Below are 13435 nucleotides of genomic sequence, written 5' to 3'. Positions count from 1 at the left end.
ATCAAAGCATGGTGTAAGGCCATGCTTTACTTTATAGCTAAAGGTACAGGATCGGATTCTTATTTCTTATTACTGTTTTCATCTTGAATCCTTGATAGGCTAAAATGTCCTTTACCATTTCTTGATGTAAAATATTGACCATTTAGATTATTACTGTCATTTTTTATTTTTAAAATAGCAGTACCTAAATAAATATCGGGGAGTGAACTATCATCTTGTTTTATAACCTCATTTCTGTAGATGTAATGGAGCTTTATATATCCTGATATCAAATCTTTTTCAGCAGATATAGACAGAGTCTCAGATTCTGATGTTTCTGTCTGAATATTTATGCTTAAACTATAAATATTTTGATGTATTTGGCATTTCCCTTCAATTTCTTTTGTTTTATTATCCTCTTTATTAAAATATTCGATGGTTATTATCCAGTCTCCACTTAAATTTGGAAAGAATATTTTAGAGAGTAATGGGATTTTTTTCCATAGATATTCCCATGTAAAACACAAAATGAAAATTATTAACCAAGTGAACGAAATAGCTTTGAAAAACATACTTAGATATGAAAATAGTCCATCAGTAGTGTAGTAATAGAATGTAAATAGGATGGATATAATTATGAAATATAAAGATAATATAAAGATAACTATGGTTTTAGGTTCTATTAGTTTTAACATTTAATTATCCTCATGGTAAATTTCAATTCCATTATTAAATATGGATATCCCAAAATTATTGCTGGCAATTCCGGTTAACATAATTCCATCAATACAACTTCCAAATAATGCAGCTAAATACCTGCCTCCAAACCCATCTTTCCTTGTTAAATTAATATTATTGATAATGGGTGGAGAAAAATATTGAGAGACATGAGTGATTTCTAATCGATTATTTAGTAGATGAAATCCATCGTGAAAGCCACTGGTATACTCAGATATTTTTTTCAAATGATCTATTGTATTCAAGTGAATGTAAGGTGATTCTTTCACTCTCAAAGGGTAAATTGGTATTGATTTTAAGTCAGAATAAACAATTAGGCCAAGCCCCGAAAAGTTGTGTGCTTCATGTTTTACGGCTTTTAGTATAAATTTCAGTTGTTCTATATTTTCAACCATATCGTTCATATTACATTCCGAGTAACAATTCACGGTAGTCTAGCATTTTAAGACTCACAAAAGCATTCAAAATAACTTGCTTCTATTGGTATCAATTCGATATAGTGATCCTGCACTAGCAAAATCTAGTGTCAGGATTGAGACCCTGAAACAGTTACTGGCGACACACGACGCGCCAGCGTCTTTTTTTGTGTCTATGCCTACGCATACCTATTAAATACGGTATTATACCGTTCCGAATCTATGGTGGCGTTGGCGGGGCAGCCTTCGGGCTGGCTGGAATCCAGTAACTCCAGTAGTCTCAACCCTGTCAACGTCACCACCCCTTTAGAGATTGAGACCTCTCGTGGTGACTCCCTAACTAAGTTACTGGAGATCATCTTTATGATGGCTACCCCTGCCCAAACTCATCCTAAATTTATATGGCGTTTTTTCTCCTGCCAACAATTTAAGTACTTCATTGTTGAAGCCACCAGCGAACAAGAAGCGCGTTCATTACTTCCCGACTCACCTTGTGTATTTTCTGCGCGTATTCGTCAGGAGGTGGCACATGCCTAATCATCCTGTTTTTGCTACTCCAGCGGATGTTATTCGCCCAATTGCTGCAGCATTAGAAGCGGCTCAGTTCTTGGCGTTAGATCCACAGGCTAAAGACCTCTCCAATGACCTAATCGCATGGGCGCAAGAAACCGCTGCACAAATGGCTATTAAGATGCAAAACGAAAAGCCAACTGATTAGTAATTGGTGTTTGTAGTGGTCAACTAAAACTGGCCATCGTTTTAGAGTTTTTCCAGTATCTCTTTTCGGATTCGTTTGGTGATAATCCTCCGTTATATTCGTGAGGTCTGTGTACGCTGTAATACCCGACAATATAGTCCGTTATTGCATGGACAGCATCACTAAAACTTATGTAGCCAGTCATGGGTACCCACTCGTTCTTCAGGCTCCTAAAGAAGCGCTCCATTGGACTATTATCCCAGCAGTTTCCGCGTCTACTCATACTTTGTTTGATCCGATATCTCCATAGTAACTGCCGAAACTGATTACTTGTATAGTGGCTACCCTGATCACTGTGGAACATCATCCCTGCTGGTTTATCCCGAGTTTCCCACGCCATTTTCAGCGCTTTGATGGTCAATCGACTGTCCGGAGAGAACGACATTGCCCAGCCCACCAGTTTTCTGGCGAACAAATCGAGAACAACGGCGAGATACGCCCAGCGTTGGCCTGTCCAGATATAGGTGACATCGCCACACCACACTTGATTGGGCTCAGTCACTACAAATTGACGTTCGAGATGATTCGATATAGCAATATGTTCTTGTCCGCCACGTTTGTAGCGGTGTTTCGGTTGTTGACAACTTACAAGGCCGAGCTATTTCATGAGCCTACCGGCAAGCCAACGCCCCATAGGGAAGCCCTTGAACGTTGCCATTATGGCAATACTCCTTGCCCCAGCAGAGCCATGGCTGATGTTGTGTAGTTCCTGAACTTGACTGCGCAATACGGTGCGTCTTCTATCAGGCTGAATAGGACGGGCATTCCAATATTTATAACTGCTGCGATGAACCCCGAATACATGGCAGAGAGTGGTTACGGGATAACGCGCCCTGAGCTTTCCGATTAACGTAAATTGTTCAGGGAGTCTGACATCAAGAGCGCGGTAGCCTTTTTTAATATTTCATTTTCCATTTCAATACGTTGAAGTTTCTTTTTGAGTTCACGTATTTCAATTTGCTCTGGCGTGATGGGAGAGGCTTTCGGCGTTTTGCCAGCCCGTTCATCGCGCAACTGTTTTACCCATCGGGTCATAGTGGAAAGACCGATATTCATGGCTTTAGCTGCATCAGCAACAGTGTAGTTCTGATCAACAACTAACTGAGCAGATTCATGTTTAAATTCTGCACTGAAATTTCGTTTTTTCATTAAGGCACCTTTATTGTTTGAGGTAAGCATATCACCTCTATTCAGGTGGCCAAATTTATTAAACCACTACATATAGAATGCGAAATGTTAACAACTGGACTTATTGGTCTGAGTTAATGAATGTGCGTAGCGATGGAGTTAAATCATCTAAAGCAGATTTTTTAGATAACGGATTTTATACATCAACTGGAATTGATAATGATCTCCCATCTACTGTTTATAACGGGATCATATCAGCACATGCTCATCAACCAACGTCTTATCAGATGGGAATATTTGGGCGAAATAAAAAGCTTTTATACACTCATAAAGAAAATGATAGTTGGGTTGGTACGTATGAAATTCTTCATACAGGTAATGCTAAACCAGACTCTAACGGGTTCTATAAAAAAGCCTCCCCAATTATCGACATCAACCCTGATGGCACATTCACAACTAACGACGAATCAGAAGGCGCAAATGTTACTCGAGTAGCTCAGGGTGAATATCTTATCGAGGGTGTGCTTGGTTTTAACTCAGATGCAGGCTGGGGCGGTGTTGATGGCGGTATTGAAATTCCACTCGATGTAAATAAACAGCCGTTGATATGGGTTAACTCTAAAGTTAACAAAGATGGTTCGATTCTCGTTAAAACCTATCACCGCACTCACCCTAACGCACCTAAATTTGCCCGTAATGATATTGACGACTTCAATGACGGCGACCCAATTGATATCCCTGATGGCCGTTTTATCTCCGTGCGTGTACAGATGCCAGAGCAATCAATCTATAACGTGAGAATGCGTGAGATGGAAGAGGCGCAGAAAGTGGAAGAGGAACGTAGACAAAAAGAAGAGGAAGAAAATCAGGACACCAATAGCGCACCAGAAATTGATAACTGATTGATTATATAACTCGGTCGGTTCCATCGAGCATCGGAACTACTCTGTTTCTTTCAATAAATTAGCCATTTCTGACATCCGTTTAGATCTGGAATTTAATTCCTTTATTATATCCAAGGCTGTAATTGAAGTGTTGGACTCTATCATTTTTACTACATCATTTATTTCACTAACTCGCGCTGATAATTCGACAATAGATGTGCGTCTATTATTTTCTTGTAGATCTCCCCACATCTCATCGGCATCATAGGAGTTGAATTGAATATATGTATTGGGTGGGGCGTGGTAAACATTTTCAACGCCACAGGGGAGCCAGTCATCACCAGTAACAATGTCAGCATCAAAAGGTACAGTTTTATCTATTTCTTGTAGCTTCTTAATTAATTCTGACGTTTTCATTTTTCACCCTTATCGATCTTAATAAAAAGGCCCACCGAAGTGAGCCTTTTAAACTTTAAATGATCCGCGTGTCATTTGCGTGTCATTTATAGTCCTTTTGTTGTCAGTGTGTAGTCTTGGTGATTTCGCTAACTTCTTGTTTTTGAAACCGTTGTCCTATCACTGACCCACCAAATTTGGTGGAGCTGGCGGGAGTTGAACCCGCGTCCGAAATTTCTACGTCCTCGGTACTACATGCTTAGTCTATCTTTAATTTCACTTACCCACTGCGGACAGACGCGCCATGAATAAGCTAGCTTGATTAAGTTTAACGCTTTGACCCCAAGCTAGGTCTCCACGCGATCTCTTTTGGGTTTGACCTCTCTTGATCCCCGTCTTAAGAGCGGAAGCTAGGGAGAGAGGGCTCTAAGCAGGTTATTAAGCTGCTAGTGCTTCGTACTGATTGTCGTTTGCGACTATCTTTTTTGCGGCTTTTTACGAGGCCAACCGCCCCTCGGCATGCACCTTGGGTTTCGCAAATCCCGTCGAATCCAGAATCAGCCCCAAGTTGTTGAAAGCGAGTATATCAGAAAAATACTTGTAATTGCTAGTACTTAACGAAATTTAGCGGTTAGCATTTTTCATGATACGTGCTTTGTCTAATTTCCACTCACGATCTTTAATGGTATCGCGTTTATCATGATCTTTTTTACCTTTGGCTACGCCAATTTTAATTTTACACCATGCATTCTTCCAATAAAGAGAAAGAGCAACGACGGTGTATCCATCACGATTGATTTGACCGTAAAGTGAATCTAATTCGCGTTGTTTTAATAATAGTTTACGGGTACGAGTCGGGTCACAAACGACATGGCTTGATGCAACATTTAAAGGAGTAATGGTTGCACCAAAAAGATAAGCTTCGCCATCACGCATGATAACATAGCTATCACTGATGTTTGCTTTACCGGCACGCAGTGATTTAACTTCCCAGCCTTGTAACGACAGACCCGCTTCAATCTCATCTTCGATGAAATATTCATGGCGAGCACGTTTGTTTAACGCAATGGTCGCGGAACCAGGTTTGTGTGATTTTTTCTTTGTCATAATGTCCACATTATACTGTATGAGCAATAGAAAGAAATCATTTAACCGACTGTTTTCTTTTCAATTGCATAAAACTTAAGCTATATTCCATTAGATTTTTAATTAGTCACTGTTCAATGATATGATCCACACAGTGTTGTCGTACAGGAATAACTATGCCTCAGATTAGTCGATCTGCTCTCGTCCCTTTTAGCACAGAGCAAATGTTTAAACTGGTTAATGATGTTCTTACTTATCCTGATTTTCTACCAGGATGCGTTGGAAGTAAACTGATCAAAAGCACACCAGAAGAAATGATTGCATCAATAAATGTCTCAAAAGCGGGAATTAGTAAAACATTTACTACCCATAACTTTTTAAAGACTAATGAACGTGTTGATATGCGTCTTGTTGATGGCCCCTTTCGTAAATTGACTGGGGGATGGGTGTTTACCGCACTTGATGATAATGCGTGTAAGATAGAATTTCAGCTAGACTTTGAGTTCACTAATAAATTAATTGAGTTAGCTTTTGGCCGTATTTTTAAAGATTTAACGAACAATATGGTTCAAGCATTTACTCACAGAGCGAAAGAGATCTATCGTGACTAAAATATGGGTAGAGGTAACCTATGCGTTGCCTGATAAACAGTATCTTATCCCTGTAGAACTAACGCTAGGGGACACTGTTGAACAAGCCATTATTGCTTCAAATATCTTAACTATTTGTAATGATATTGATTTAACTAAGAATAAAGTTGGCATTTATAGTCGGCCAGCAAAGCTAAGTGATAATGTGAAAGACGGTGATAGAGTTGAAATTTATCGACCTTTAATTGCCGACCCTAAAGAAATGCGTCGTAAGCGTGCTGAAAAAGCACGACAAAAAGCGGAGTAATACCATGCTTTTGCCCAATATAGGGGCGCTACATACTGCATTGATAGGCGCTTGATTACAGACAGATACAATAAAAGATAACACTGCTATAAAGTAATTTCTCTTTATAAAAACACACCCCAACGTCAAATTTAACGTATGGGGTGCAATTCGCTTTTGCCAATCTTATATAAAACTAAGCTTTCTTAGCACTGTAATCACATTACGATTTAGTTGCAGGTGCTGAGAAATTAGGCATATTGCCTTGCTTGTCAATCTTAGTCAGTATGCCATTGCTATCAAAAGTTAGTGTCAGCGTTTCTTGACGTACTTCCTGGTGACCTGGCTCCTCACGGAAAACATAATACCAAGTTTGGCTTCCGAAAGGATCTTTAAGCATTGGCGTACCAAGGGCAAATTGAACTTGCTGCTGTGTCATTCCTTGCTGAACTTTTGCGACTTCGGCTGGTGTTAAATAATTTCCCTGATTGATATCTGGGTGATAAACCAGTCTCTCGAACATAGAGCAACCTGAAGTCATTACGACTAAAGATAAGGCGGCAACTTTTAACAGTTTAAAACGCATGGTTATTACATTCCTTTTAGGGTCATAGTGACGATGATAATCGACAACGCAGCAATTGAAAACCTTTCACGCTCTGCCTATGACCCTAAATATCAATAAAAGTTTGTTAATCGTTATGCAGCCAACAAATCTTTCGCATTTGCTAAGGTATTTTTGGTGACTTCACTTCCTGCTAATAAACGGGCGAGCTCTTGTAATCGTTCTTTTTTCGATAATAGTTTCATTGTGGTTTCTGTCTCTTCACCGTTGGTTTCTTTATTAACAAAATAGTGTTGATGTCCACAACCCGCGACTTGAGGTAAGTGAGTAACACACATTACTTGAGTTGATTCACCCAATTCTCGCAATAATTTACCTACAATAGCGGCTGTAGGGCCACTGATCCCCACATCTACTTCATCGAAAATTAGAGCTGGTGTATCCATTTTTTTCGCTGTGATCACTTGTATTGCGAGCGCAATGCGAGATAACTCACCACCAGAAGCCACTTTAGAAAGCGCTTGGTGAGGTTGTCCTGGATTAGTAGTGACATTAAATTCAACTTTTGTGGCGCCATCGATTTGCAGTGAACTGTCATCAAAGTAAGTATCAACAGTAAAATAACCATGAGGCATTGATAACTGATGCATACTGTTTGTGATAAGTTGGCTTAGTTCATTAGCATATTGTTGGCGAACTTGATGTAATTGTTTAGCAACATCTAACGCCATTAAATGATCTGCCTTTACTTGTTCGATTAACGTTTCACAATCATCATTTTGGCGAAGTAAGGCATTTTTCTCTTCAATTAATTGCTGATGAAGATCATATAATTCTTCAGGTGCTACGCGATGTTTACGTGACAAACTAATGTATTTAGACATGCGTTTTTCAACTTCAAATAAGCGATTAGGATCCATTTCTAAACGATCACTATAGTGGCGAAGTTCGTCACTCACTTCACTAATTTGGATTGAGGCTTCTTCTAGCATCTCTAACAATGAATTAAATTGACTCTCCATAGAGGTGAGCTCTGCAATTTCATGTTTAACGACATTGAGCATACTTAAAATATTTTGTTCTTCGTTGTCGCTTAAGAGTTGTAAGCTATTTTGGCTTAAGGTCAAAAATTGTCCGCAGTTAGATAGGCGTTTATATTCTTGATCTAATTCAGGATATTCACCTTGTACTGGTTGAAACTCGTTAAGCTCTTTTAAATGATAATCAACCAGTTGTTTCCTTGCTTCTCTTTCTAGGGAAAGTTGTTGAAACGAGGCCAATGTCTGACAACTTTGATGCCATGTTTGATAGGCTAATTTCATGCTTTTTAATAAAGCAGGCTCATGAGCATAAATATCAAGCAGTTGTTTTTGATAACGAGGTTCTAAAAGTTGCTGATGAGCATGTTGCCCATGAATTTGGATAAGTAAAGAACCTAGCTCTCTTAATTGTGAAAGGGGCACGGAAGTACCGTTGATAAAACCACGAGAACGCCCATCAGCGGAGATGGTTCTTCTTAATAGGCATTCGTTATGATCATCAAGATGATGTTCTTCAAGCCAACGTTGTGCTGATGGCGTGTCAGAGAGTGAGAATCGTGCGCATAAATCAGCTCTAGCTGCACCTGGGCGCACCATATTAGCATCACCACGGTTACCTAAGCATAAACCTAGTGCATCAATGGCAATAGATTTACCGGCACCAGTTTCACCCGTAATGGTCGTCATGCCACCAGAAAAATCGATTTCAAGTTCACGGACTATGGCAAAATGACTAATAGTTAATTGAGTCAGCATAGTGCCTCTCCTGTGTATAAAAACATATCTGTAATTACATACAGTATAAACTGGTTTTTTATACAGTAAAGTAGTGAGGCACAAAAATTAGAACATTTTTTTTGACCAACCTAATTTTGAGCTGAGTGTATTAAAATAATTGTAATCAGTCGGATGAACCAAATTGAGTTTTTGACGGCTACGTTTAATGATAACTTCATCGCCTTCTTTAATAGGTAATACTAATTGGCTATCACAACTTACTTCGTAATCGATATTCGTTTGTGAGAATTTTAGACGAATTTGACTATCACTACTGATAACTAAAGGGCGTGCTGACAAGGTATGGGGAAACATAGGTACAAGCGCAATAGCATCAAGATTGGGCGTTAAAATAGGGCCGCCAGCAGACAATGAATAGGCGGTTGAACCTGTGGGGGTAGCTATAATTAAGCCGTCAGAACGCTGTGAAAAGGCAAAGCGATCATCAATATAAACCTCAAACTCAATCATATGAGCCACTTTACCAGGATGAAGCACGACTTCATTTATTGCTGTACCAATACGTGTTCTTTGACCTTCAGCGCAGACTCGAGCTTCAAGTAAGAACCGTTTTTCTTCACGATAGTGTCCTGCTAAGACATTAGTTAATTGTTGTAAGGCATTATCAGGATCAAGATCAGTAAGAAAACCTAAGTTACCACGGTTAACGCCAATTACTTTGATATTATAGCGAGATAACACTCGCGCAGCACCGAGCATGTTGCCATCACCTCCGACGACAATCACGAGATCAGCGACTTTACCCACTTGTGTTAAATCACCCGTTTGTGCATTTTCAAGTTTTAGCTCATGAGCGACTTGTGTATCAATAATAACATCATAGCCTTGAGCTTGTAGCCAATGATAAAGCATTTCATGTGTTGAAAGTGCCTCTGGATGGCGAGGATGGCCGACAATGCCAATACATTTAAAGTGTTTTTTTTCCGTTACGGTATTATCTGGCATTTTTTTACCCTCGTTTTGCGCCAATTCCTTGAAACCCGTTTATTGATCCCCATAATAAACTAAATATGAAGATGAATACCAAAACTACGCGGAGATGTTCATGAGTAGTAAAGAACAAAATGTACATGAAGAGCAAGTCTCAAAAGAAAAAGAAGGAATGGGATCGGTAATGGATGAATCTCAAGAACAGGTAATGACCGAAGAAGAACAAGCGGATTTTAATGCTCAAGCTGAATTAGTTGAGGCATTAGCGCGTATTGATTCTCTTGAAAAACAACTGGAGCAATCACAAAAAACAGAGCGTGAAGCTATGGCTCGTGCTTTGGCTGAAGTTGAAAATGTGCGTCGCCGTACCCAACAAGATATTGAGAAAGCTCATAAATTTGCACTTGAAAAATTTTCTAATGAATTATTGCCGGTACTTGATAATTTAGAGCGCGCTTTATCTGCTGCTGATCATGAAAATGAATCGCAAAAACCAATGATTGAAGGGTTAGAGTTAACACTGAAGTCATTCTTAGATGCCGTGCGTAAATTTGGCATTGAAGTCGTTGAAGAAAAAAATGTGGCATTCAACCCTGATGTTCACCAAGCGATGACATTGATTGATAGTCCTGAACATGAATCTAATCATGTTGTTGATGTTATGCAAAAAGGATATACCTTAAATGGTCGTTTATTACGTCCAGCTATGGTTATCGTTTCTAAATAGCATTAATAAAAGTATTCGTTATCACACGTTTTATTCAGTGTAGATAAAGTAAACCGCACAATACGAAGTTTATAAATCTTCAAGTTATTGTGCGGTTTTATATTTTTTAAAGGCAGGTCTTACTCAATCGCGTCAAGATACCAATTGATAGGTGTTCGGCCTTGTTGCTGTAAAATATCATTAGCCTGTTTAAAATGACCACAGCCTAAAAAGCCTCTATGTGCTGAAAGTGGTGATGGGTGAGGTGCTTTTAAGATAACGTGTTTATTTGTATCAATAAAACGACCTTTTTTCTGAGCATGGGCTCCCCAAAGTAGGAAAATAACCCCTTCTCTACGTTGATTAATCTGCTCAATAACAGCATCTGTGAATATTTCCCAACCATAATTAGCGTGAGAATGTGCTTGGCCTTTCTCTACGGTCAATACGGTATTAAGCAATAAAACACCTTGTTTTGCCCAACTTTCTAAGTAGCCATGGTTAGGGCGCTTAAAATCAGAGTATTCTTTTTCAAGCTCTTTATACATATTAACTAGTGAAGGGGGGGCAGGTACACCTGGGCGTACAGAAAAAGAGAGTCCATGAGCTTGGTTTGGGCCATGATAAGGATCTTGTCCTAAAATAACGACATTCACATTTTCAAAAGGCGTAAAACGAAAAGCATTAAAAACGTCTTCTTGAGGGGGATAAATAATTTTTCCGGCTTCTCTTTGTTGTGCGACTTGAGACATAATTTGATGAAAGTAAGGCTTTTCTTTTTCAGCACCTATTACATCATGCCAAGTTAATGCGGTAGTCATAACATAAAATCCTTATTGATATCTTATAGTGCCTAAGCTTACAGATTTCATTGAATGAATGAAAATATAACGGTTTAAAAATTAGAATTAATTGAATATTCAAATTTTCTTTTAAAATTTACAAAAAAAATTGCAAATCAAGAAAGGGCGATTGTTGATTTAAAACAACACTTTGCACCTTGGTTGATAAAGTGCTTATGAATTTTATTGATATTAGTCAAAGAATGACGCCATTTATACTGGTATATAAGTAGACAGAAACATTGGTTAGACCAAATACCCAAGTTCTGATACGAGATTAGAATTTGATTTTGCGCCCATATTGGAGGTCGAAATGATTACTGGTATCCAAATTACTAAAGCTGATAACGACGATTTATTACACTCTTTCTGGTTATTAGATGATGAAAACGGCGAAGCTCGTTGCATCTGTGCTAAAAAAGGCTTTGAAGAAGGCCAAGTGATTAACCGTAAAGAGTTAGGCAATATCGAATACCGTGAAGTGCCTGTAGAATCTAAACCGGTTGTTCGTGTAGAAGGTGGTCAACACCTTAACGTTAACGTGTTAAGCCGTGAAACACTGGAAGATGCAGTTAACAACCCTGAGAAATATCCTCAATTAACTATTCGTGTTTCTGGTTATGCAGTGCGTTTTAACTCACTGACTCCAGAACAGCAACGTGATGTTATTACTCGTACTTTCACTGAAAGCCTGTAATTTTCACTAAAGTAATAAGTTAATGATAAAGCTCGATATGAAAATATCGGGCTTTTTTATGCACAATAAGTGTTATTAAATAATAAAAAACCGTAGCGATATTAATTCGCTACGGTTCTAAATAAATGAAGAAATAATGCAGATTATTCGCTATCAGTCAGTGTTTCTTTTGCTGAATTTACTGGTGCCGCACTTTTTGTCGCGCTATTGGTGGCCGTTTTACGACGCTTGCCAATATTTTTACGATCGCGAGCGCGTACTTTTTCTTTGACTGCTTTTTTCTCTTCGTCTTTTTTCGCTTTACGTTTAGCCAGTACTTTTTTAGATGGCTTAAAGGTTGCTTTTTGACTCGGTGCTTTAGTGGTTGGACGTAGTTCAGCGACGACACGGTATTTTATTGGCTCTTGAACATAACGGCCAATCTTGCCTAATAATGGGTGATCGTGTGCTTCAACCAATGAAATGGCGATACCTTTACGACCAGCACGTCCTGTACGACCAATACGGTGCAAATAAACATCAGCAGTGCGAGGTAAATCAAAGTTAAACACATGGGTGATGTCGTCCAAATCAAGACCACGAGAAGCAACATCTGTCGCGACCAATACATTCATTTGGCCTGATTCTAATCGTTTTATTGCATCATTACGTTGTGTTTGCGCCATCTCACCTTCAAGATAGCTACATTTAATACCTTGTTTTTCTAACGCAGAAACGAGCTCTCTTACTCGCTCTCTTTTACGCACAAAGACAATCGATTTTTTAACATCGTCTTGCTTTAGCAATGCGGCCAGTAATGCTGTTTTATGTTCAAGATTATCTGCATGATAATAGAACTGCTGAATTTTTTTACGTTCACGGCGTGAAGGGTCAGCATTCAGTTCAACGGGCTCATTGAGGATACGTTGTGCAAAATCAATGACAGCATTACCTTCAAGTGTTGCTGAGAATAGTAATGTCTGTTTGCGCCAGCGAGTTTCGCCCGCGATGGTTTCAATATCATTAGCAAAACCCATATCTAACATGCGGTCTGCTTCATCTAAAATCAGCATTTCTACCGCACGGCAGTCAAAGTTTTCTTCTTTGATGTACTGTAATAAACGACCTGTTGTTGCAACAACGATATCTTGGTTTTCGCTGAAGACTTCAGCGTGATTCATATAAGCAACACCGCCCGTGATAGTGGCGATATCTAAATGTGTGTGCGCACATAATTCTTTTGCCTGCTCGGCAACTTGCATAGCAAGTTCGCGTGTTGGTGTCAGTATAAGAATACGTGGCGGGCCTGATTTTTTACGTGGGTAATCAAGCAAGTGTTGAATTGCCGGAAGTAAAAAGGCCGCAGTTTTCCCTGTGCCTGTTGGCGCAGAGCCTAAAATATCACGTCCATCCATTGCTGCTGGAATAGCATCTGCTTGAATTGCAGTAGGACGTTGATATCCTTTTTCTTCTAATGCGGTCAATAAACTTTCATCAAGTTCAAGACTAGAAAATGTCGTGGCTGTCATTGTATACCTCTGTTTAGGGCGCGGATTTTGACATTATCCCCTGCTAAAAGCCAGCGGATTTACCGCTATCACATTATATATTACCGATA

The 13435-nt window shown here is 39.2% G+C and carries 16 protein-coding genes, 1 other RNA gene and 2 pseudogenes; 8 read left to right on the top strand and 11 right to left on the bottom strand.

Annotated features, from left to right (window positions below; all coding sequences use genetic code 11):
- Window positions 1–59: 59 nt before the first annotated feature.
- The gene (locus LW139_RS14325) at window positions 60–674 is read right to left on the bottom strand and encodes a hypothetical protein (RefSeq protein WP_247850108.1); all 615 of its coding nucleotides are present in this window, start codon (window positions 672–674) and stop codon (window positions 60–62) included.
- Entirely contained in the window at window positions 675–1121 is a 447-nt protein-coding gene (locus LW139_RS14320; RefSeq protein ID WP_247850107.1) for a hypothetical protein, read from the bottom strand.
- Between the two features lie 225 nt (window positions 1122–1346).
- On the opposite strand from LW139_RS14320, the pseudogene LW139_RS14315 reads away from it, so the two are divergent.
- The 3 genes and pseudogenes from LW139_RS14315 to LW139_RS14305 all read left to right on the top strand — a co-directional run.
- A pseudogene (locus tag LW139_RS14315) lies at window positions 1347–1472 on the top strand (ash family protein); the annotation flags it as partial.
- Window positions 1473–1496: 24 nt separating this feature from the next.
- On the top strand, window positions 1497–1670 hold the full coding sequence (locus LW139_RS14310; RefSeq protein WP_247850106.1) for a host cell division inhibitor Icd-like protein: 174 nt from the start codon (window positions 1497–1499) through the stop codon (window positions 1668–1670).
- Window positions 1663–1851 (top strand): hypothetical protein, encoded by a 189-nt coding sequence (locus LW139_RS14305; RefSeq protein WP_247850105.1) that lies wholly within the window; start codon window positions 1663–1665, stop codon window positions 1849–1851. The genes LW139_RS14310 and LW139_RS14305 overlap by 8 nt, the downstream gene beginning before the upstream one ends.
- A 19-nt stretch (window positions 1852–1870) precedes the next feature.
- Here the strand turns inward: LW139_RS14305 and LW139_RS14300 are convergent.
- Window positions 1871–3039, bottom strand: a pseudogene (locus LW139_RS14300) (IS3 family transposase).
- A gap of 77 nt (window positions 3040–3116) precedes the next feature.
- Between LW139_RS14300 and LW139_RS14295 the strand changes: the two are divergent.
- Window positions 3117–3920, top strand: coding sequence for a hypothetical protein (locus tag LW139_RS14295; RefSeq protein WP_247850104.1), 804 nt, complete (start codon window positions 3117–3119; stop codon window positions 3918–3920).
- 39 nt (window positions 3921–3959) lie between these two features.
- Here the strand turns inward: LW139_RS14295 and LW139_RS14290 are convergent, their stop codons facing one another.
- From LW139_RS14290 to smpB, 3 genes are all read right to left on the bottom strand, one after another.
- Window positions 3960–4319, bottom strand: coding sequence for a hypothetical protein (locus tag LW139_RS14290; RefSeq protein ID WP_247850103.1), 360 nt, complete (start codon window positions 4317–4319; stop codon window positions 3960–3962).
- A 177-nt stretch (window positions 4320–4496) separates the two neighbouring features.
- Window positions 4497–4863: a transfer-messenger RNA gene (gene ssrA / locus LW139_RS14285) on the bottom strand.
- A 59-nt stretch (window positions 4864–4922) separates the two neighbouring features.
- Window positions 4923–5405 (bottom strand): SsrA-binding protein SmpB, encoded by a 483-nt coding sequence (smpB, locus tag LW139_RS14280; protein WP_109407355.1) that lies wholly within the window; start codon window positions 5403–5405, stop codon window positions 4923–4925.
- Window positions 5406–5560: 155 nt separating this feature from the next.
- Here smpB and LW139_RS14275 point away from each other — a divergent pair, with 155 nt between their 5' ends.
- On the top strand, window positions 5561–5995 hold the full coding sequence (locus LW139_RS14275) for an SRPBCC family protein (RefSeq protein WP_006533588.1): 435 nt from the start codon (window positions 5561–5563) through the stop codon (window positions 5993–5995).
- Entirely contained in the window at window positions 5985–6281 is a 297-nt protein-coding gene (locus tag LW139_RS14270) for an RnfH family protein (protein ID WP_413685691.1), read from the top strand. Before LW139_RS14275 ends, LW139_RS14270 begins: the two co-directional genes overlap by 11 nt.
- A gap of 202 nt (window positions 6282–6483) precedes the next feature.
- Here LW139_RS14270 and bamE read toward each other — a convergent pair whose 3' ends face one another.
- The 3 genes from bamE to nadK form a co-directional block, all read right to left on the bottom strand.
- Window positions 6484–6846, bottom strand: a complete 363-nt coding sequence (gene bamE / locus LW139_RS14265; RefSeq protein WP_088495022.1) for an outer membrane protein assembly factor BamE — start codon at window positions 6844–6846, stop codon at window positions 6484–6486.
- 113 nt (window positions 6847–6959) lie between these two features.
- A complete protein-coding gene (recN, locus tag LW139_RS14260; protein WP_166540809.1) occupies window positions 6960–8621 on the bottom strand; it encodes a DNA repair protein RecN in 1662 nt (553 codons plus the stop codon).
- Between the two features lie 87 nt (window positions 8622–8708).
- Window positions 8709–9608: an NAD(+) kinase gene (gene nadK, locus LW139_RS14255; protein ID WP_109407352.1), complete on the bottom strand. Its 900-nt coding sequence runs from the start codon at window positions 9606–9608 to the stop codon at window positions 8709–8711.
- 100 nt (window positions 9609–9708) lie between these two features.
- On the opposite strand from nadK, the gene grpE reads away from it, so the two are divergent.
- Complete coding sequence (grpE, locus tag LW139_RS14250) at window positions 9709–10320, top strand: nucleotide exchange factor GrpE (protein WP_166540808.1); 612 nt, start codon at window positions 9709–9711, stop codon at window positions 10318–10320.
- A gap of 119 nt (window positions 10321–10439) precedes the next feature.
- Here grpE and ung read toward each other — a convergent pair whose 3' ends face one another.
- Window positions 10440–11120, bottom strand: a complete 681-nt coding sequence (ung, locus tag LW139_RS14245) for a uracil-DNA glycosylase (RefSeq protein ID WP_247850102.1) — start codon at window positions 11118–11120, stop codon at window positions 10440–10442.
- A gap of 334 nt (window positions 11121–11454) precedes the next feature.
- Here ung and grcA point away from each other — a divergent pair, with 334 nt between their 5' ends.
- Window positions 11455–11838 carry an autonomous glycyl radical cofactor GrcA gene (gene grcA / locus LW139_RS14240; protein WP_023581591.1) on the top strand — a complete coding sequence of 128 codons (384 nt, stop codon included), beginning with the start codon at window positions 11455–11457 and terminating at the stop codon, window positions 11836–11838.
- A 143-nt stretch (window positions 11839–11981) separates the two neighbouring features.
- Here grcA and srmB read toward each other — a convergent pair whose 3' ends face one another.
- Window positions 11982–13346 carry an ATP-dependent RNA helicase SrmB gene (srmB, locus tag LW139_RS14235; RefSeq protein WP_247850101.1) on the bottom strand — a complete coding sequence of 455 codons (1365 nt, stop codon included), beginning with the start codon at window positions 13344–13346 and terminating at the stop codon, window positions 11982–11984.
- Window positions 13347–13435 lie beyond the last annotated feature (89 nt).

The sequence above is a fragment of the Proteus vulgaris genome (assembly GCF_023100685.1).
Taxonomy (GTDB): domain Bacteria; phylum Pseudomonadota; class Gammaproteobacteria; order Enterobacterales; family Enterobacteriaceae; genus Proteus.
Note: the sequence above shows the minus strand (reverse complement) of the source record. Positions and strands in the feature narration are given on the sequence as shown.

Bases quoted from the DNA above. Each gene is read 5' to 3' on its own strand.
- grcA (WP_023581591.1), top strand. From the start codon at position 11,455: ATGATTACTGGTATCCAAATTACTAAAGCTGATAACGACGATTTATTA.
- nadK (WP_109407352.1), bottom strand. From the start codon at position 9,608: ATGCCAGATAATACCGTAACGGAAAAAAAACACTTTAAATGTATTGGC.
- grpE (WP_166540808.1), top strand. From the start codon at position 9,709: ATGAGTAGTAAAGAACAAAATGTACATGAAGAGCAAGTCTCAAAAGAA.
- bamE (WP_088495022.1), bottom strand. From the start codon at position 6,846: ATGCGTTTTAAACTGTTAAAAGTTGCCGCCTTATCTTTAGTCGTAATG.
- ung (WP_247850102.1), bottom strand. From the start codon at position 11,120: ATGACTACCGCATTAACTTGGCATGATGTAATAGGTGCTGAAAAAGAA.
- srmB (WP_247850101.1), bottom strand. From the start codon at position 13,346: ATGACAGCCACGACATTTTCTAGTCTTGAACTTGATGAAAGTTTATTG.
- LW139_RS14275 (WP_006533588.1), top strand. From the start codon at position 5,561: ATGCCTCAGATTAGTCGATCTGCTCTCGTCCCTTTTAGCACAGAGCAA.
- LW139_RS14305 (WP_247850105.1), top strand. From the start codon at position 1,663: ATGCCTAATCATCCTGTTTTTGCTACTCCAGCGGATGTTATTCGCCCA.
- smpB (WP_109407355.1), bottom strand. From the start codon at position 5,405: ATGACAAAGAAAAAATCACACAAACCTGGTTCCGCGACCATTGCGTTA.
- recN (WP_166540809.1), bottom strand. From the start codon at position 8,621: ATGCTGACTCAATTAACTATTAGTCATTTTGCCATAGTCCGTGAACTT.
- LW139_RS14310 (WP_247850106.1), top strand. From the start codon at position 1,497: ATGATGGCTACCCCTGCCCAAACTCATCCTAAATTTATATGGCGTTTT.
- LW139_RS14290 (WP_247850103.1), bottom strand. From the start codon at position 4,319: ATGAAAACGTCAGAATTAATTAAGAAGCTACAAGAAATAGATAAAACT.
- LW139_RS14295 (WP_247850104.1), top strand. From the start codon at position 3,117: ATGCGAAATGTTAACAACTGGACTTATTGGTCTGAGTTAATGAATGTG.
- LW139_RS14325 (WP_247850108.1), bottom strand. From the start codon at position 674: ATGTTAAAACTAATAGAACCTAAAACCATAGTTATCTTTATATTATCT.
- LW139_RS14320 (WP_247850107.1), bottom strand. From the start codon at position 1,121: ATGAACGATATGGTTGAAAATATAGAACAACTGAAATTTATACTAAAA.